The sequence below is a fragment of the Streptomyces sp. NPDC059037 genome (genome assembly GCF_042740015.1).
Classification (GTDB): domain Bacteria; phylum Actinomycetota; class Actinomycetes; order Streptomycetales; family Streptomycetaceae; genus Streptomyces.
In genome coordinates this window covers 17700-36330 of the sequence record NZ_JBHYIG010000059.1, presented here as the reverse complement: position 1 = coordinate 36330, position 18631 = coordinate 17700, and the positions used below count along the sequence as shown (strand labels likewise).

16 protein-coding genes and 1 tRNA gene are annotated in these 18631 nt (G+C 69.6%); 5 read left to right on the top strand and 12 right to left on the bottom strand.

All coding sequences use genetic code 11. From position 1 onward, the window contains the following. Window positions 1-95 precede the first annotated feature (95 nt). The 6 genes from pknB to ACFWY6_RS15180 all read right to left on the bottom strand — a co-directional run bounded on the left by pknB (window position 96) and on the right by ACFWY6_RS15180 (window position 8275). Entirely contained in the window at window positions 96-2096 is a 2001-nt protein-coding gene (gene pknB / locus ACFWY6_RS15205) for a Stk1 family PASTA domain-containing Ser/Thr kinase (RefSeq protein ID WP_384689620.1), read from the bottom strand. A gap of 168 nt (window positions 2097-2264) precedes the next feature. Continuing rightward, complete coding sequence (locus ACFWY6_RS15200) at window positions 2265-3728, bottom strand: peptidoglycan D,D-transpeptidase FtsI family protein (RefSeq protein WP_384689617.1); 1464 nt, start codon at window positions 3726-3728, stop codon at window positions 2265-2267. Further along, entirely contained in the window at window positions 3725-5152 is a 1428-nt protein-coding gene (locus ACFWY6_RS15195; protein ID WP_266864412.1) for an FtsW/RodA/SpoVE family cell cycle protein, read from the bottom strand. Before ACFWY6_RS15195 ends, ACFWY6_RS15200 begins: the two co-directional genes overlap by 4 nt. Before the next feature lie 26 nt (window positions 5153-5178). Then, the gene (locus ACFWY6_RS15190; RefSeq protein ID WP_361814992.1) at window positions 5179-6735 is read right to left on the bottom strand and encodes a Stp1/IreP family PP2C-type Ser/Thr phosphatase; all 1557 of its coding nucleotides are present in this window, start codon (window positions 6733-6735) and stop codon (window positions 5179-5181) included. A 120-nt stretch (window positions 6736-6855) separates the two neighbouring features. Then, the gene (locus ACFWY6_RS15185; RefSeq protein ID WP_135332252.1) at window positions 6856-7377 is read right to left on the bottom strand and encodes an FHA domain-containing protein; all 522 of its coding nucleotides are present in this window, start codon (window positions 7375-7377) and stop codon (window positions 6856-6858) included. Window positions 7378-7387: 10 nt separating this feature from the next. Next, window positions 7388-8275, bottom strand: coding sequence for a DUF3662 and FHA domain-containing protein (locus tag ACFWY6_RS15180; RefSeq protein WP_360775595.1), 888 nt, complete (start codon window positions 8273-8275; stop codon window positions 7388-7390). Between the two features lie 375 nt (window positions 8276-8650). Between ACFWY6_RS15180 and ACFWY6_RS15175 the strand changes: the two genes are divergently transcribed. The 5 genes from ACFWY6_RS15175 (at window position 8651) to ACFWY6_RS15155 (ending at window position 13488) form a co-directional block, all read left to right on the top strand. After that, a tRNA-Leu gene (locus ACFWY6_RS15175) sits at window positions 8651-8737 on the top strand. 300 nt (window positions 8738-9037) lie between these two features. Further along, window positions 9038-10513 (top strand): cytochrome P450, encoded by a 1476-nt coding sequence (locus ACFWY6_RS15170; protein WP_384689611.1) that lies wholly within the window; start codon window positions 9038-9040, stop codon window positions 10511-10513. Between the two features lie 86 nt (window positions 10514-10599). Next, window positions 10600-12087, top strand: a complete 1488-nt coding sequence (locus ACFWY6_RS15165) for a DUF2252 domain-containing protein (protein WP_384689608.1) — start codon at window positions 10600-10602, stop codon at window positions 12085-12087. Window positions 12088-12211: 124 nt separating this feature from the next. Further along, window positions 12212-13102 (top strand): J domain-containing protein, encoded by an 891-nt coding sequence (locus ACFWY6_RS15160; protein ID WP_384689605.1) that lies wholly within the window; start codon window positions 12212-12214, stop codon window positions 13100-13102. Between the two features lie 56 nt (window positions 13103-13158). Next, a complete protein-coding gene (locus ACFWY6_RS15155) occupies window positions 13159-13488 on the top strand; it encodes a rhodanese-like domain-containing protein (protein ID WP_384689629.1) in 330 nt (109 codons plus the stop codon). A gap of 52 nt (window positions 13489-13540) precedes the next feature. On the opposite strand, the gene ACFWY6_RS15150 is transcribed toward ACFWY6_RS15155, so the two are convergent. From ACFWY6_RS15150 to paaA, 6 genes are all read right to left on the bottom strand, one after another. After that, the gene (locus tag ACFWY6_RS15150) at window positions 13541-14674 is read right to left on the bottom strand and encodes an acyl-CoA dehydrogenase family protein (RefSeq protein ID WP_384689602.1); all 1134 of its coding nucleotides are present in this window, start codon (window positions 14672-14674) and stop codon (window positions 13541-13543) included. 135 nt (window positions 14675-14809) lie between these two features. Further along, window positions 14810-15880 (bottom strand): 2Fe-2S iron-sulfur cluster-binding protein, encoded by a 1071-nt coding sequence (locus tag ACFWY6_RS15145; protein WP_384689599.1) that lies wholly within the window; start codon window positions 15878-15880, stop codon window positions 14810-14812. Beyond that, the gene (gene paaD, locus ACFWY6_RS15140) at window positions 15880-16413 is read right to left on the bottom strand and encodes a 1,2-phenylacetyl-CoA epoxidase subunit PaaD (protein WP_360775581.1); all 534 of its coding nucleotides are present in this window, start codon (window positions 16411-16413) and stop codon (window positions 15880-15882) included. Before paaD ends, ACFWY6_RS15145 begins: the two co-directional genes overlap by 1 nt. Further along, window positions 16407-17144: a 1,2-phenylacetyl-CoA epoxidase subunit PaaC gene (gene paaC, locus ACFWY6_RS15135; RefSeq protein ID WP_384689596.1), complete on the bottom strand. Its 738-nt coding sequence runs from the start codon at window positions 17142-17144 to the stop codon at window positions 16407-16409. Before paaC ends, paaD begins: the two co-directional genes overlap by 7 nt. Next, a complete protein-coding gene (gene paaB / locus ACFWY6_RS15130) occupies window positions 17141-17431 on the bottom strand; it encodes a 1,2-phenylacetyl-CoA epoxidase subunit PaaB (RefSeq protein WP_135336541.1) in 291 nt (96 codons plus the stop codon). Before paaB ends, paaC begins: the two co-directional genes overlap by 4 nt. Then, complete coding sequence (gene paaA, locus ACFWY6_RS15125; protein WP_266864357.1) at window positions 17428-18426, bottom strand: 1,2-phenylacetyl-CoA epoxidase subunit PaaA; 999 nt, start codon at window positions 18424-18426, stop codon at window positions 17428-17430. The genes paaB and paaA overlap by 4 nt, the downstream gene beginning before the upstream one ends. Window positions 18427-18631 lie beyond the last annotated feature (205 nt).

Genomic DNA, 18631 nt, shown 5'->3' with positions numbered 1-18631 from the left:
CTCCACCCCCCCCAACCCCACCACCACACCCCCCTCCACGCCCCGTACCCCGGGGCCCCGGGGCACCCGGGGCTCTTCTCGTGTACTGCGGAGGGTCAGTCCCTTTCGCTGCGGAAGCCCGTGCCGCCTCCGAAGAGGGTGCCTCCGTCGTCTTCCCCGCCGTTGCCTCCGCCGTTGCCCTGGTCGCCGCCCGCGGTGGTCAGGTTGATCGCCGTACCCGGCGGGACCTGCTCGTTGGCGCCCGGCTGGGAGAGGACCACGAGGGCGTCGTCTTCCTGCGGGCCGGTGATGGTGCCGACCGTCAGATCGGCGTCCTCGATGGCCTTGCGGGCGTCCTTGAGCTTCTGGCCGGTGAGCGCGGGCACGGTGGCCTGCTCGGCCTTCTTCGCCACCTGGACGGTGACCGTCGAGCCGTCGTCGACCTTTGTGCCGGCCGCCGGGGAGGTCTGGATGACCTTGCCCTCTTCGACGGAGTCGCTGGCCACGTCCTCACGCTGGGGGGTGAGGCCGTTGTCCGTGATCTGCTTCGCGGCGGCTTCGTAGTCGAGGCCGGTGACGTCCGGGACCTGGATCTGCGACTTCTCCTTGGCGACATCAAGGGTGATCTTGCTGCCCTTTTGCACCTCGGTACCAGAAGTCGGGTCCTGTTCGAGGACCTCGCCCGGCGTCTCGGGGGACTCCACCTGCTTGGGGATGACGTTGAACTGATACTTCGGGCCCTCGAGCTTGTCCGTGGCCTCGTCGATGTCCAGGCCGATGACGCTCGGCACCGCGACCTTCGGCGCACCTGTGGAGACCACCACATTGATGGTGGCGCCCTTGTCGACCGTGGCGTTGGCGCCCGGGTCCTGGGAGCAGATCTCGCCCCTCGGGTACTTCTCGCAAGGCTTGCGCTCTGAGACCGCGATCTCTAGATCGACGTTTCCGGCCTGGGTCTTCGCGTCCGCGAGCTTCTCACCCACAAAGTTGGGCGCCTTGATCGAATCGTTGCCCCCACCACCCCCGGTAAACGCCCACTTCCCGATCAGAATGGCGCCGACCAGCACCAGCAGCCCCGCCAGAATCAGCAGCACCGTAGACGTACTGCTCTTCTTCTGGCGGCGGCGCGAATGATCGTCGTAGCCGTCGTCCGGGCCCACCGGCGGCATCATCGACGTCTGGGCGCCGCCGGGCTGCGGGCGCAGCATCGCCGTCTGCTGGTCGTCCGGGTGGCCGCCGTAGCCGACCGCGCCCATGGCGGCGGTGGCCGCGACGGGCTGGCCGTCGAGGCAGGCCTCGATGTCGGCGCGCATCTCGTCGGCCGACTGGTAGCGGTAGTCCGGGTCCTTGGTGAGGGCCTTCAGGACGATCGCGTCCATCTCGGGCGTGATCTCGCCGTCGAAGACGCTCGGGGCCTGGGGCTCCTCGCGTACGTGCTGGTAGGCGACAGCGACCGGGGAGTCGCCTACGAAGGGAGGCCTCACCGTCAGGAGCTCGTAGAGCAGGCAGCCCGTGGAGTAGAGGTCGGACCGGGCGTCGACCTGCTCGCCCTTGGCCTGCTCCGGCGAGAGGTACTGCGCCGTGCCGATGACCGCGGCCGTCTGCGTCATCGTCATCCCGGAGTCGCCCATGGCGCGGGCGATGCCGAAGTCCATCACCTTGACCTGGCCGTTGCGCGTCAGCATGACGTTCGCGGGCTTGATGTCGCGGTGGACGATCTGATTGCGGTGCGAGTACTCCAGGGCCTGGAGGATGCCGATCGTCATCTCCATGGCGCGCTCGGGCAGCAGCTTGCGCCCGGAGTGCAGGAGCTCCCGCAGAGTGGAGCCGTCGACGTACTCCATCACGATGTACGGGATGGAGACCCCGTCCACGTAGTCCTCGCCGGTGTCGTAGACCGCGACGATCGCAGGATGGTTGAGCGAGGCGGCCGACTGGGCCTCGCGGCGGAACCGGGCCTGGAATGACGGGTCGCGCGCGAGGTCAACGCGCAGCGTCTTCACCGCCACGGTGCGTCCGAGACGGGTGTCGTGCGCGAGGTAAACCTCCGCCATCCCGCCTCGGCCGAGCACCTGGCCCAGCTCGTACCGCCCGCCGAGGCGACGCGGCTCTTCCATAGCTAATCCAGCCCTCTCCGTCAGTCCCGACCGCACCCTTGTGTGGTCCGGCGGTGTGCTGTCCGGGCATACCGTACCCGGCTCGCCTTACGTGACCCGGCCGCGACCGTCACCCGATACAGGACCGGTATCGCAACGTGCACTGATGTGAAGAGGCCGTGACGGGGGTCACTTCTTGCTGTCGAGAACCGCCTGCATCACGTCCTTGGCGATGGGGGCGGCGAGACCACCACCGGAGATGTCGTCACGGCTGGCGGCGCTGTCCTCGACCACCACGGCGACGGCCACCGGCGAACCGGAGTCGGTCTTCGCGTAGCTGATGAACCATGCGTAGGGGTTCTTGCTGTTGTTCAGGCCGTGCTGTGCCGTACCGGTCTTGCCGCCGACGGTGACGCCGGGGATCTTGGCGTTGCGGCCGGTGCCGTCGTTCACGACCGTCTGCATCATGTCCTGGAGCTTCTGCGCGTTCTCCTCGGAGAGCGGCCGGCTCATCTCCTTGGGCGCGTGCTTCTCGATCACGTCCAGGTTCGGTGCCTGCAGCTCGCTGACCATGTACGGCTCCATCAGCTTGCCGTCGTTGGCGATCGCGGAGGCGACCATGGCCATCTGTAGCGGCGTCGCGGCCGTCTCGAACTGGCCGATGGAGGAGAGCGCGGTCTGCGGCTTGTCCATCTCCTTGGGGAAGACGGAGGCGTTCGAGCGGACGGGGATGAACTGCTCGGAGTTGAAGCCGAACTTCTCGGCCGTCTCCAGCATCTGGTCCTTGCCGAGGTCCGAGCCGATCTTGCCGAAGACGGTGTTGCAGGACACCCGCAGCGCCTCGCGCAGCGTGGCGTTCTTGCAGGGGATGTTCCCCTCGTTCTTCAGCTCGGTCTGGGTGTTCGGCATCGTCCAGGGCAGCGGGGACTTGGTGGGCGAGTCGATGTCGTCGTACAGACCGTGCTCCAGCGCGGCGGCCGCGGTGACGGCCTTGAACGTGGAGCCCGGGGGGTACGTCTCGCGCAGCGCGCGGTTGAGCATCGGCTGGTCTTTGTCCTTGTCCAGCTTCTGGAAGAGCTTGGATTCCTTGCCCGTCATGCCCGCGAAGTCCGACGGGTCGTAGGACGGAGCGGAGGCCAGCGCCAGGATCGCGCCCGTGGACGGGTCGATCGCGGCGACCGCGCCCTTGCCGCGGCCCTTCAGACCGTCGTACGCGGCCTTCTGCGCGGCGGCGTTGAGGGTCGTGACGGCGTTGCCGCCCTCCTTCTTCTTGCCCGTGATCATGTCCAGGCTGCGGGTGAAGAAGAGCCGGTCGTCGTTGCCGGTGAGGATGCCGTCCTCGAGGGACTCGATCTGCGTGGCGCCGACGATCTGCGAGGCATAGCCGGTGACAGGGGACCACATGGGTCCGTTCTTGTACGTCCTCTTGTACTTGAAGTCGCCGCCGGAGGTCTTCTTGGACCCGGTGATCGCCTTGCCGTCGACGATGATGTCGCCGCGCGGCTGGGCATACCGCTCGATGGAGACACGGCGGTTCTTCTTGTGGTCCGCCAGGGTGTCGGCCTGCACGTACTGGAGCCAGTTGTCCCGGGCGAGCAGGGCGAGGATGAGGAGCCCGCAGAAGATCGCGATCCGGCGCAGGGGCTTGTTCACGGTCGGACCACCTGGGTCATCTCGGCGTCGGGGTTCGGGGCGGGCGCCGGGGCAGGACGGCGTGCGGTGTCGCTGATACGGATGAGGATGCCGATCAGGGCCCAGTTGGCGATCACGGACGAACCGCCGTTCGCGAGGAACGGCATGGTCATACCGGTCAGCGGGATCAGGCCCATGACGCCGCCGGAGACGACGAACACCTGGATGGCGAAAGCGCCGGACAGACCGATCGCCAGGAGCTTGCCGAACGGGTCGCGGGCGGCGAGCGCCGTGCGCACACCGCGCTCCACGATCAGACCGTAGATCAGCAGGATCGCCATGACGCCGGCCAGACCCAGCTCCTCGCCGAAGGTGGCGAGGATGAAGTCGGAGTTGGCGGCGAAGCCGATCAGGTCGGAGTGGCCCTGGCCGAGGCCGGTGCCGAGCACACCGCCCGAGCCGAACGCCATCAGGGACTGGGCGATCTGGTCGCTGCCCGTCGAGGCGATGACGGCGTCGGAGAACGGGTTCAGCCAGGCGTCCACACGCTCTTGCACGTGCGGCTCGAAGGTGGCCACACCCACCGCGCCCACCGAGGACATCAGCAGGCCGAACACGATCCAGCTGGTGCGCTCCGTGGCGACGTACAGCATCACGACGAACATGCCGAAGAACAGCAGTGACGTACCGAGGTCGGTCTCGAAGACCAGGATCAGGATGGACATCGCCCAGACCACGATGATCGGACCGAGGTCACGGCCGCGCGGCAGGTAGATGCCCATGAAGCGGCGGCTAGCCAGCGCGAGCGCGTCGCGCTTCACCATCAGATAACCCGCGAAGAAGATCGCGATGACGATCTTCGCGAACTCACCGGGCTGGATGGAGAATCCGGCGACGCTGATCCAGATTCGGGCGCCGAAGACGTTCATGCCAAGACCCGGCACCAGCGGCAGCAGCAGCAGGACGAGGGCCGCGACCATGGAGATGTACGTGTAGCGCTGCAGGACGCGGTGGTCCTTGAGAAGCAGCAGTACGGCCACGAAGAGCGCGATGCCGATGGCCGAGAACATCAGCTGCTTCGGTGCGGAGGCGCTGAACTGGCCGGTGGCGGCCTTGGCGAGATCCTGCAGCTTCTCCGACTGGTCCAGGCGCCAGATGACGACCAGACCGAGACCGTTGAGCAGCGTCGCGAGCGGCAGCAGCAGCGGGTCCGCGTACGCGGCGAACCTGCGCACCACGATGTGACCGACCGCCGCGAGCAGGCCGAGCCCGCAGCCGTAGCCGAGCATGCCGGACGGCAGCTCGCCGTCGAGCGCGAGACCTACGTTGATGTAGGCGAACAGCGGGATGACGACAGCGAACGCAAGGAGCGCGAGCTCGGTGTTGCGCCGGCTCGGCGCACCGATCGCGCCGATGGTCGACGTGTGTGTAGTGCTACTGCTCATGGTGTGCAAAGGCCCCCAACGGCTGCTTACTGCTTACCGCACAGCGGGACCAGCTTCTTCTCTTCCTCGGAGAGGCTGGGGCCGGGTGTGGGAGTCGGTGCGGTCTTGGACTTGTTCTTGTCGGTCGTGCTGTTCTTGTCGCTCGTGTCGCCTGTGTCGTTCTTGTCCGCAGGGTCGGTCGGATCGTCGGTGGGGGCCTTGGCCGCCAGACCGGTCGCGCCGCCCGCCTCGCCCTCGCCGGGCTTGGCGTTCTCCCGCTCGGCCTCGCGGCGCTGCGCGTCCTTCTCGCAGGCGGAGGCCTGCAGGCTCAGCTCCTCGATCTTGCTCTGGGCATCGTCGAGGTTGCCCTCGGGGATGGTGCCCTCGACCTGCTTGCGCTGATACGGCGGCAGGTACTTGAGTTCGATCTCGGGGTGGTCCTTCTCCACCTTGGACAGGCTGACCCAGGCAAGGTCCTGGTCGATGCCGCGGTAGAGCGCGACGTGCTCGTCCTTGGTGCCTACGTAGTACTGCGTCTGCGTCCAGCGGTAGCCCCCGTAGAGGCCGCCTCCGATGACCGCGAGGGCCAGCACTGTGTAGAGGGATCTCTTGAGCCACTTGCGGCCGCCGCCGGGCTTCACGAAGTCCTCGTCGCTGAACGCGCCGAAGCTCCCTTCGGGAACGTATCCCGTCGTGTCACCGCTTCCCGGAGGGCCGAAGCCGCCTCCGGAGGGCTGCGGCGGCACCGGACGGCCGAGGCCGGACGCACGGCCCGCAGGCGTCTGCATGGCGCCGTCGTCCTGCGCCTGGAGCTGGTTCTCGGCGACCGCGCCGACGACCACGGGGGTGTCGGACAGCTGTCCCGCGAGGGTGTCGCCGCTGTCGATGTCCAGGACGTCGGCGACGATCACCGTGATGTTGTCGGGGCCACCGCCGCGCAGCGCGAGCTGGATCAGCTCCTGCACGGTCTCCTGGGGGCCCTGGTAGCTCGCGAGGGTGTCTTCCATCGTCTGGTGCGAGACCACACCGGAGAGACCGTCGGAGCAGATCAAGTAGCGGTCGCCGGCGCGGACTTCACGGATCGAGAGGTCCGGTTCGACATGCTCGCCACTGCCCAGCGCGCGCATCAGCAAGGAGCGCTGCGGGTGGGTGGTGGCCTCTTCCTCGGTGATCCGGCCCTCGTCGACGAGGCGCTGCACCCAGGTGTGGTCCTGGGTGATCTGCGTGAGGACACCGTCCCGCAGCAGATACGCGCGCGAGTCGCCGACGTGTACGAGGCCCAGGCGCTGCCCCGTCCACAGGAGGGCGGTCAGGGTCGTCCCCATGCCCTCGAGCTGGGGGTCCTCCTCGACCATCAGGCGCAACTGGTCGTTGGCGCGCTGCACGGCCGTGCCGAGCGACGTCAGGATGTCCGATCCCGGTACGTCGTCGTCGAGGGTGACGAGCGTCGAGATCACCTCGGAGCTCGCGACCTCGCCCGCGGCCTGGCCCCCCATGCCGTCGGCGATCGCGAGGAGACGCGGACCGGCGTAGCCGGAGTCCTCGTTCCCCTCACGGATCATGCCTTTGTGCGATCCGGCGGCGAAGCGCAAAGACAGACTCATGCGCACCTCGCCCGTCGGCTCCGGGTACATCCGCACGGTGCCCACCCTCCGGTCGGGAGCGCGCTGGCGTCCAGTGTGTGGACCGCGTCGGCTCGCTCGCTCCGCTCGCTCATTGTCGTACTACTTCCGCAGCTCGATGACGGTCTTGCCGATGCGGATCGGCGCGCCCAGCGGAACGGGCGTCGGGGTGGTGAGTCGGGTCCGGTCCAGATACGTGCCGTTGGTGGACCCGAGATCCTCGACGATCCACTGGCCGTCACGGTCCGGGTAGATCCTGGCATGCCTGCTGGAGGCGTAGTCGTCGTCCAGCACGATCGTCGAATCGTGCGCGCGGCCCAGCGAGATCGTCTGGCCCTGCAGGGCGACTGTCGTGCCCGCGAGGATGCCTTCGGAGACGACCAGCTTGCTGGGGGCGCCACGGCGCTGCCTGCCACCGCCCTGCTGCTGGCGCTGGGCCGGCGGCGCGGCCTGCTGTTGCTGGCGTGCGGCCTGCTGCGGTCGCGCGTTCTCACGGCGTGAGCCGCGCTGTGTGACGCGTGTTCCGAACAGGTCGCTACGGATGACCTGGACGGCCACGATCACGAACAGCCACAGAACGGCTAGGAAACCCAACCGCATGACCGTCAGGGTCAGCTCTGACATTGCCCCCGCTTCACCCTTCGGCTTGCCGGTAAACGATGGTGGTTTGGCCCACGACGATCCGCGAGCCGTCGCGGAGCGTAGCGCGGGTGGTGTGCTGCCCGTCTACCACGATGCCGTTGGTAGACCCGAGATCCTGGATCGTCGAGGGCGTTCCGGTCCGGATCTCACAGTGCCGGCGGGATACGCCGGGGTCGTCGATCCGCACATCGGCGTCGGTGCTGCGACCCAGCACCAGCGTCGGGCGGGAGATCTGATGGCGATTGCCGTTGATCTCGATCCAGCGCCGCACCTGCGCACCCGGAAGCGGCCCGGCGCCGGGCCCCTGGGGGCGGTTCGGCACCGGCGCGGGCCCGCCCGCGCGTCCGCCGGGGGGCGGCGCCGCGGGCATGGGAGGAGCGCTGGAGGGCTGCTGCGGGTAGCCGTAGCCACCGCCCGCGGGGGGTCTGCGGTCCGCGGGGCCAGGTCCTGTGGGTGCTGCTGGTGCAGCAGGTGCTGCGGGGGCGCGCTCGGGAGTCTGTGAGGTGCTGGACGCGAGTGTGCGGCTGCGCACCCGGTACAGACCCGTGTCGAGGTCGTCCGCCTTCTCCAGGTGGACCTTGATGGGGCCCATGAAGCTGTAGCGCTGCTGCTTGGCGTACTCGCGCACCATCCCGGAGAGCTCGTCGCCGAGCTGCCCCGAGTAGGGGCTCAGGCGCTCGAAGTCGGGCGCGCTGAGCTCCACGATGAAGTCATTGGGGACGACCGTCCGCTCGCGGTTCCAGATCGTCGCGTTGTTGTCGCACTCGCGCTGCAGGGCGCCGGCGATCTCGACGGGCTGGACCTCGGACTTGAACACCTTGGCGAAGGTGCCGTTGACCAGACCTTCGAGTCGCTGCTCGAACTTCTTCATGACTCCCATGGGGCACCTCCTCCGTCGTAGTCATCCTGGTACTGCTTACTGATCGTATCCACGCGCCGGGAAATCGGCTGGTTCCCCCTGTCCGCCCAGTCGATGAGTGTCGCCTCTCACAAGGCTGCCCGCACCAGGGTTCCGGGATCCTTCCGGACTCCTCTATCAGGGATCGTAGAGGGGGCCTCAAACCAGTGTCCCGCACCCGGCCGCGGACCATCGCCGGGTCCGGCCGAAGTCGGACGGCCGGCCCGCGATCCGCACGGACCACCAGGGCAGGTGCCCCCGAATACGGATGTGAATCCACCCTCGGCAGCGTGCTAATCTTCTGGATGTCGGCAGGCGCTCGCACCGCAAGTGAGAGACCCAAAGACAAACACCCATGCGCGGGTGGCGGAATAGGCAGACGCGCTGGATTCAGGTTCCAGTGCCCGAAAGGGCGTGGGGGTTCAACTCCCCCCTCGCGCACCATGTGGAGCGGGTCTCCACCAGGATGAAAGTCCTGGTGGGGGCCCGCTTCTCGCGTTGTGTACGGGCTGCGGCCCGGACGCCGACTCGGCGCGACCTCTGCGGTGAGCTATCTCACGGTTGGGGTCCTGCTCCTGTGAGGTCGGGTGGTCTTCGCGTTCAGAGGCTCGAACGGAGCCGTGGTCGCCGGCGGATTCGGCTGCGGGCGCTGTGACGCAGTGATCGTGATCAAGCGGATTCGTTCACATCGGCCGTGGGCATGCATCGGGCGCCCTGCCAGCCCCTGCAAGGAGTACACGCGCGATGTCGCCCACCCCCACTCCCGTCGCCCCCGGAGCGCTTCCCCTGATCGGCCACGGTCTTCAACTGAAGCAGCGGCCGTTGGAGTTCATGAACTCGCTGCGCGAGCACGGTCAGGTGGTGCGAATACAGCTCGCCCGCACCCCCGCCTACGTGGTCACCGACCCGGCCCTCACCAAGGAAGTGCTGGTCACTGATGTGACGAGCTTCGCCAAGGGCGGGCGGATCATCGACGCGTTGAAGGTGTTCTTCGGTGACGGGCTCGCCACGGTCGCCGACGGCGACACCCATATGAAGAACCGCCGTCTCATGCAGCCGATGTTTAACAAGGCTCACATCGCGACCCGTGGCGACACCATGATCGAACAGGTGCGGGAGATCGTCGAGGGATGGGCGGAGGGCGAGTCCCGGGACACGCTCGCCGACATGACGGAGCTGACCCTCGCGGCGTTCCTCACCGCTCTGTTCGGCGCGGATCTGCCCGCTCACCTGCAGCGTGACTTCATCGCGCTGATGCCGCCCATCATGCAGGGGACGATCCGGCAGACCATCCTTCCCGGCTGGGTCACCCGGCTGCCGCTGCCCGCCAACCGCGCGCACGCCCAGCGGGTCGCGCAGCTGCGCGAGCTCATCGACCAGGCCATCGACCACCGGGCCGCCGCACTCGGTCTCGGCGACGCCTCGGACTCGGGAAGCGCTGCGGCTGCGGGGTGCCCGCATGCGGCTGGGCAGGCGGACACGGGCCTTTTCGACACCCTTCTCACGGCCGACGACCCGGACACCGGTCCGCTGCCCCGACGCCAGCTCCAGGACGAGGCCATCACCCTGCTCACCGGGGCGATCGAGACGACCAGCACCACACTGGCCTGGGCGCTGGTGGAGATCGAGAAGAACCCCGAGGTCGGGCGCCGGATGCTCGAGGAACTGGAGGCGGTCTGCGCGGACCGTCCCCTTCGTTACGAGGATCTCGACGAGCTCACGTACGTCCGCGCCGTCCTGCAGGAGTCGATGCGGATGTACGGCCCGGCCTGGCTGGTCACCAGAACCGCGACGCGCACGGTCAGCCTGGGCGGGCACAGCATCCCCGAGGGCGCGGACGTGATCTACAGCCCGTACCTCCACCAGCACGACCCGTCGGTCTTCCCCGAGCCGGAGCGCTTCGACCCCGACCGCTGGTCCGGCCGGCCCGACGCCGCCACCCGCGGCGCGTTCCTGGCCTTCGGCGCCGGTCGCCGCAACTGCGTCGGCGAGGCCTTCGCCTGGACCGAGCTCCTCATCATCCTCGCCACGGTCGGGCAGATCTGGCCCCGCCTGGCCCTGACCTCGACCGCGCCGAAGCCGCAGGCACTGGTCACGGTCAAGCCGGACGGGCTCTCCATGGCTCCCTATCGGGGCGCCGATTCGACGGGGAATTCGAGGGGGAAGGAGACGGAGAAGGAGAGCGGATCCGCGGAGGCCGGGGTTATCCACAGGCTCTGACGCCGATCGGCGCCCGGCGGTACCGTCGTGGCCAGGCGATGTCCGTGGGGGCGACGCCTGGACACGGGGCATGCGGGGGCGAGGCAATGGCGATGGTCGTGGCGGAGACCGGTGGGACGCGGTCCGGCGAGGTGCAGTCCGGCGAGGTGCGGTCCGGCGGGACGCGCTCCGGCGGGGCGAGGCTGCCGCAGGTGGACGGGTTCGCCCGGTGGCCGTCCCCGGCCTCGCCCAAGCGGGAGGGCAAGGCGTTGCGGGAGCGGGTGAGCCGCGCCTCGCACGCGTGGTTCGCCGAGGACGACGGGCGGCCCGACCCGGTCGCCGCCGTCGAGGAGTCCAACCGCAGCAGGCTTGCCGAGCTGACGCCCATCCGGATCGGCAGGATGGCCGCGACGCCCTTCGCCTTCCTGCGCGGGTCCGCCGGACTCATGGCGTACGACCTCGCACGTACGCCCGCGACCGGGATCGGCGCCCAGATATGCGGTGACGCGCACGCGGCCAACTTCGGCCTGTACGCGGATGCGCGCGGCGGCCTGGTCATCGACCTGAACGACTTCGACGAGACGGCGCACGGCCCCTGGGAGTGGGACGTCAAGCGGCTCGCCGCCTCGCTGGTGCTCGCGGGGCGCGAGGCCGGGGCGAGCGAGGACGCCTGCGAGGAGGCGGCCTTCGACGCGGTGGGGGCCTATCGCCGCACGATGCGGCTGCTCGCCAAGCTGCCGTCGCTCGACGCGTGGAACGCCATCGCGGACGAGGAGCTCGTCTCGCACACGGATGCCAGGGACCTGCTTGGCACCCTGGAGCGGGTCTCCGAGAAGGCCCGGCAGAACACGAGCGCCAAGTTCGCCGCGAAGTCCACGGAGCGGGTCGAGGGCGACGACGGCTCTCCCGCGGGGTGGCGCTTCGTCGACGCTCCTCCGGTGCTGCGGCGGATACCGGACGCGGAGGCCGCCGAAGTGACGTCGGCACTCGGCACGTACCTGGGCACGCTGGCCGAGGACCGGCTGCCGTTGCTGGCTCGGTACGCGATCCAGGACGTGGCCTTCCGGGTCGTCGGCACGGGAAGCGTCGGCCTGCGGTCGTATGTGGTGCTGCTGCTCGACCACCGGGGCGAGCCGCTGGTGCTCCAGGTCAAGGAGGCGCGGCCCTCCGTACTGCTCCCGCATCTGCCCGCGGCGGGCTTCGACGTGCCCCAGGTCGCGCACGAGGGGCGCAGGGTGGTGCTCGGGCAGAAGCGGATGCAGGTGGTCAGCGACTTCCTCCTCGGCTGGACGACCGTGTCCGGACGGCCTTTCCAGGTACGGCAGTTCAGGAACCGCAAGGGCAGCGTGGACCCCGCGGAGCTCGCGGCCGACCAGCTGGACGACTACGGCCGGATGACCGGGGCGCTGCTGGCCCGCGCCCACGCGCACAGCGCCGATCCGCGGCTGATCGCCGGGTACGTCGGCAAGGGCGAGGAGCTGGACGAGGCGGTGGCGCGGTTCGCCGTGGCGTACGCGGACCGGACGGAGGCGGATCACGCGGAGCTGGTGCGTGCGGTCAAGGAAGGGCGTGTGGTCGCGGAGTCCGGAGTGTGATCCCGGGTGTGATGGGTGATGAGGGGCGCGGAGGGCTGCAGGGGATACGGAGGGATGCGGAGGGCTGTGGAGAGATGCGGGCCGTGGCAGCTGGGGCGGTTGCCCGGTGACCTAGGCTGGACAGGTGACGACCCCGGAAGCCGAGCCGACGCAGCCTGACACACCTGACCCCGAGTCCACCGATGCCGACCGCGGAGCTCCTGAGGGGGCTTCTGGCGGGGAGCCGGGGCAAGGGGCCGGTGAGCGGCCCGAGGACCGGCTCGAGAAGGCCGTGCGGGCGGCCGAGCAGGCGCTGATCGAGTACGAGATCGCCGTCGAGACGTTCCGGGTCGAGGTGGAGAACTTCTCCCGCCTTCACCACCAGAAGCTCGGCCCGATGTACGCGCGCCTGGACGAGCTGGACGCGGAGCTCGCCGAGGCCTTGGCGGCCAGCAGCGGTGACCCGGAGGACCGGCGCAAGGCGGACGAGGCGCGGGCGCGGGTCATGCCGATGCCGGGCGTCGAGGAACTGTTCCACGGCTGGATGGACACGGACGGGCTCTACCCGGAAGCCGCCGCGATGCTGACCGATCGGTCGGTGCGGCCGCCGCAGCGGGTGCGGCCGAGCGACGAGGCCCGCAAGCTCTTCCGGGACCTGGTCCGCAAGGCCCACCCCGATCTGGCGCAGGACGACCAGGAGCGCGCCCGCCGCGACGAGTTCATCACACGGGTCAACGCCGCGTACGCCCGCGGGGACGAGCCCCTGCTGCGGGAGCTGTCCGACGAGTGGGCCGCGGGGCCGGTGCCCGATGCGCAGCGGCCGAGCCGCAGCGAGGAGCTCTACGCCCGCCTCGAGTGGCTCGCCCAGCGCAAGGAGCTGCTCTCCGTGGTCGCCCGTGAGCTGGAGGAGGGCGCGATCGGCTCGATGCTGCGGATGGCGCCGGACGACCCGGACACCTTGCTCGACGAGATCGCCGAGCAGCTGCTCGCGCAGGTCACCGAGCGCGAGGCGGAGCTGGCGCGGCTCACCGCCTAGGCGGTTGACCGCGCGGGCCTTCGGGTAGCGTCGGAGACATGGTTTTCGGTTCTCAGGTGCCCACGGTCGTCGTCGACGACCTCGCGAGCGGTGATTTTCTCCTTGACGTCCGAGAGGACGACGAGTGGCAGGCGGGGCATGCCGCGGGTGCGCTGCACATCCCGATGAGTGAGTTCGTCGCCCGCTACGGCGAGTTGACCGAGGCCGCGCCGCAGGACGGCAGGGTCCACGTCATCTGCCGGTCCGGGGCGCGCTCGGCGCAGGTCGCCATGTACCTCGGGCAGCAGGGCATCGACGCGGTGAACGTCGATGGCGGCATGCAGGTCTGGGAGGCTGCGGGCCGGCCCGTGGTCGACGGCAAGGGCCAGCCGGGCACCGTGATCTAACTCTTCGGCCGTGGTTTCAGCCGCGGCTTCAGCCACTTTCTCAGCCGTGTTCTCAGCCGAGGGGGTGGGCGGCCAGCAGGTCGCCCAGGGCCTCCTCGTGCGCCGCGGCCGGGCCGAGGGACAGCTCCAGCTGCTTGGCCCAGGCGTGGTAGCGGTGCAGCGGGTAGTCGGTGTCGGAGCCGAAGCCGCCGTGCAGATGCTGCGCCGTCTGCACCACCCTCCGTACGCCGTCGGAGGCCCAGATCTTCGCGACGGCCACGTCTCCCGTGGCGGGCAGGGCGCCGCTCGCGCCGGTGCTGACGCGCCAGGCGGCCTGCCAGAGGGTGACCTCCATCGCGCGCAGGTCGATATAGCGGTCGGCCGCCTGCACCGCCACGGCCTGGAAGGTGGCGACGGGGAACCCGAACTGCTCCCGCTTGCTGGTGTATTCGCCGGTCATCCGCAGCACGCCCTCGCCGAGGCCGAGAGCAAGCGCGCAGGTGCCGGTGGTGAGCAGATCGCGCAGCCCGTCCCAGGCCCCGTCGGCCTCGATGACGTCGCCGGCGCCGATCCGCACCGAGTCCAGGCGGAGCTCGCCGAGCCGCTCGCCGTTCGTGGAGACCTGCTCGCCGAGGGTGAGGCCCTCGTGCACGCGCGGGATCAGGGCGAGCAGGGGCCGGCAGGCGGTCGTGTGGGCGGGCACCACGACGATGTCGGCGTTCTGCGCCCAGGGCACGGCCGTCTGGACCCCGTCGAGCAGCCAGGCTTCGCCGTCCCGCCGTGCGGTGACGGCGAGTTCGGCGGGGTCGTGCCCCGTGCGTCCGCTCGCCGCGACCGTCAGGACCAGCTCACCGCGGGTGGCCGGGGCGAGGATGCGGCGCTTCAACTCCTCGCTGCCATGGGTCTGTACGGCGTACGCGGCCGCGCTGCTCTCCAGGAGCGGGACGCGGGCGAGCACCTTCGCCGACTCGCGCAGGACCAGGCAGAGGGCGATCGCGTCCAGGCCCGCGCCGTCGTACTCCGGGTCGAGGAGCAGGCTCAGCAGGTCGGCGTCGGCGAGCTTGGCCCACAGCGCGCGGTCGAAGTCCTCGGCCACCGCTCCCGGAGTGAGTGCGGGACTGGGCACTCCGTCCGGCGCGACGGAGGCGAAGACCGCCTTCGCCGCCTCGACGGCCGCCTGCTGTTCCTCGGTGAAGGTGAAGTCCACTGCTTGTCCCTCCGCGCACCGGTCGACCGACGTGCCGTCGTTTCTGACGGGTCGTCAAGATAGAACAGGTTCTACGGGAAGGGAACAGTGACGGTCCGCTCCGTGGGCGCCGGACCGTTCGGCGGGGGTGACCGCTCAGCGGTCGAAGTCCAGCTCCACCGTGTCCGTGGCGGGATGCGACTGGCAGGCCAGGACATAGCCGGCGTCGGTCTCCTCGGGCTCCAGCGCGAAGTTGCGGTCCATCCGCACCTCGCCCGAGACCCGGAAGGCCCTGCAGGTCCCGCACACGCCGCCCTTGCAGGCGTACGGCGCGTCCGCGCGGTTGCGCAGCACGGTGTCGAGCAGGGACTCCCCGTCGCGCACCGGCCAGGTGCCGGAGCGTCCGTCCAGGGTGACCGTCACGGTGCTGTGCGCGGGGGCCGTGGCAGGGACGGCCGGGGTCGCGAGGCCGTCGTCCACGTGGAATATCTCCTCGTGGATGCGCTGTCGCGGCACACCGAGGCCGCGGAGAGTTCTCTCCGCACCCTGCACCAGGCCGAACGGGCCGCAGAGGAACCAGGCCGATACCTCCTCGACGCTCAGCAGCGCCGGCAACAGGCTGCCGAGCCGCTCCTCGTCGAGTCGCCCGGAGTCGAGCCCCGACTGCTGCTCCTCCCGGGAGAGCACCGTCACCAGCTGGAACCGGTCCGGCCAGCGGTCCTTGAGGTCGGCGACCTCTTCGAGGAACATCGTCGACGCCGCCGTGCGGTCGCTTCGGATGAGACAGAACGTGGCGTCCGGCTCGCGCGCGAGAAGCGTCGTCACGATGGAGAGCACCGGTGTGATGCCGCTGCCGCCCACCACCGCCGCGTACCGCCCGGGTGCCGGTTCCAGGGTGAAGCGGCCTGCCGGGGTCATCACTTCCAGTTCGTCGCCGACGACGACTTCCTTCATGGCGTACGTCGAGAAGGCGCCGCCCTCGACGAGACGCACCCCGACGCGCAGAGTGCGGGGCCCCTCAGGGGCTTCGGGGTCCAGCGCCGGTGCGCAGATCGAGTAGGTGCGCCGGATCTCGGTGCCGTCGACGAAGCGGCGCACGGCCAGGTGCTGACCCGCGTCATAGCGATACTCCTCGCGCAGGGCAGGAGGCACGTCGAAGGTCAGGGCCACGGAGTCGTCGGTGAGCTGGTCGACCGCCGTTACCCGGAGCTGGTGGAAGCGCGCCATCACAACTCCTTGAAGTGGTCGAACGGTTCACGGCAGGAGACGCACCGGCGCAGCGCCTTGCAGGCCGTCGACGAGAAGCGGCTGAGCAGTTCGGTGTCGGTCGAGCCGCAGTGCGGGCAGCGGACCGAGAGGGTGAGGGGGACAGGACCGCCGGAGCTGCCGGGCCCGCCGGTGCTGTGCGGGCGCGGGGGTGCGATGCCGAACTCGGCGAGCTTGCGGCGGCCTTCGGCGCTGATGTCGTCCGTCGACCAGGCGGGAGAGAGCACGGTGCGGACCGATACCTCGGCCATCCCGCGCTCGTGCAGGACCTGCTCGATGTCGGCGGTCATGGTCTCTATGGCCGGGCAGCCGGTGTAGGTGGGGGTCAGCTCGACATCGACCTTGCCCGGTGCGCGGACATGGACGCCGCGGAGCACTCCGAGCTCGGCCAGGGAGAGCACGGGCAGCTCCGGGTCGGGCACCGACCCTGCGATGGCCAGGAGTTCCTTCTCCAGGGCGGTGGGCATCTCGGGTGCGGTCGGCGTGGTCACCATGACGCCCCCGGGTGGCTGCGGTGCAGATGCTGCATCTCGGCGAGCATCCGCCCGAAGGACTCGGTGTGCAGGCCCTCGCGGCCCGCGCCCGCCGTCCAGGCCCCTTCCTGGGGACCGGAGGGCACGGTCAGCGTCGCCTTCTCGATGACGGCGGTCACCGATGCCGTCCAACCATCGCGCAACGCTTCCCAGTTGACGCCGTCGGCGTCGCCGAGGCCCTCCACCGGCCGGAACATCTCCCCGGTGAACCGCCACAGCGCGTCGATCCCGCGCTGCATGCGCTCATGGCTCTCGGCCGTCCCGTCGCCGAGCCGCAGCGTCCACTGCCCGGCGTGGTCCTGGTGGTAGGCGACCTCCTTGACCGCCTTCGCCGCCAGCGGTGCGAACGCGCCGTCCCCGCTCGCCAACTGCCCGTACAGCAGGGATTGGTACGTGGAGAAGTAGAGCTGGCGGGCGATGGTGTGCGCGAAGTCGCCGTTCGGCTGCTCGACCAGCTGGACGTTGCGGAAGGCGCGCTCCTCGCGCAGATACGCCAGCTCGTCCTCGTCGCCGGCCATCGAGAGCAGGATGCGGGCCTGGCCGAGCAGGTCGAGGGCGATGTTCGCGAGGGCGACCTCTTCCTCCAGGACGGGCGCGTGGCCCGCCCACTCCCCGAGGCGGTGCGAGAGCACCAGCGCGTCGTCGCCCAGGGCGATGGCCGTGGCGGCGGTCGTGGAAACGGGCGCGGTCACAGGTGCTTCACCCCCTCCGGGATGTCGTAGAAGGTCGGGTGGCGGTAGGGCTTGTCGCCCGCGGGCTCGAAGAACGAGTCCTTCTCGTCGGGCGAGGAGGCCGTGATCTCCGTGGAGGGCACGACCCAGATCGAGACGCCTTCGCTGCGGCGCGTGTACAGATCGCGGGCGTTGCGCAGGGCCATCTCCGCGTCCGGCGCGTGCAGGCTGCCCGCGTGGGTGTGTGAGAGCCCACGGCGGGAGCGCACGAACACCTCCCACAGCGGCCAGTCGGTCGAGCTGCTCATGCCTTCGCCTCCCCGTGCTTGGCGGCGAACGCCGCCGCTGCCTCACGCACCCACGCGCCCTCGTCGTGAGCGCTCTTGCGCTGGGTGATCCGCTGTTCGTTACAGGGGCCGTTGCCCTTGAGGACCGCCCAGAACTCCGTCCAGTCGATCGGGCCGAAGTCGTGGTGCCCGCGCTCCTCGTTCCAGGACAGGTCCGGGTCGGGGAGGGTGAGGCCGAGGGATTCGGCCTGGGGGACGCAGATGTCCACGAAGCGCTGGCGCAGCTCGTCGTTCGAGTGGCGCTTGATCTTCCAGATCATCGACTGCTCCGAGTGCGACGACTCGTCGTCGGGCGGGCCGAACATCATCAGGGACGGCCACCACCAGCGGTTCACCGCGTCCTGGGCCATCGCGTGCTGGGCCTCGGTGCCGCGGCTGAGGGCGAGCAGTGATTCGTACCCCTGACGCTGGTGGAACGACTCCTCCTTGCAGATGCGCACCATCGCGCGGGCATAGGGGCCGTACGAACAGCGGCACAGGGGGACCTGGTTGGTGATCGCGGCGCCGTCCACCAGCCAGCCGATCGCGCCCACGTCGGCCCAGGTCAGGGTCGGGTAGTTGAAGATCGACGAGTACTTCTGGCGGCCCGAGTGCAGCTTGTCGAGCAGCTCGTCGCGGCCCGTGCCGAGTGTTTCCGCCGCGCTGTAGAGATACAGGCCGTGTCCGGCCTCGTCCTGCACCTTGGCCATCAGGATCGCCTTGCGCCGCAGGGACGGGGCGCGCGTGATCCAGTTGGCCTCCGGCTGCATGCCGATGATCTCGGAGTGGGCGTGCTGCGCTATCTGCCTGACCAGCGACGCGCGATAGGCGTCCGGCATCCAGTCGCGGGGCTCGATCCGCTCGTCGGCCGCCACCGCGGCGTCGAACGCGGACTCGTACGCCGCTGTGCTCGCGGCGTCCGTCCCGGTCACGCCCGGCTCGGACCGGGCCGTCTGGTGCTCGGCTGCTGTCGCCATCGCGGTCCCCCTCGACCTCTAGCTAGCTACCGACCGATCGTTCGGTTCGTTGAATTCAATGGTGCGGCTCAGCGCCATAAGGTGTCAACCCTGTGGATAACTTCACGGACGCTGTGCCTGGCGGGCAGGCCTGAGTACCGTTCCGGTGCGGAGCGGGCGGTAGTGAGCCGTGTGACGGGCGGACCAGCGGGCGCATCACGGTGCG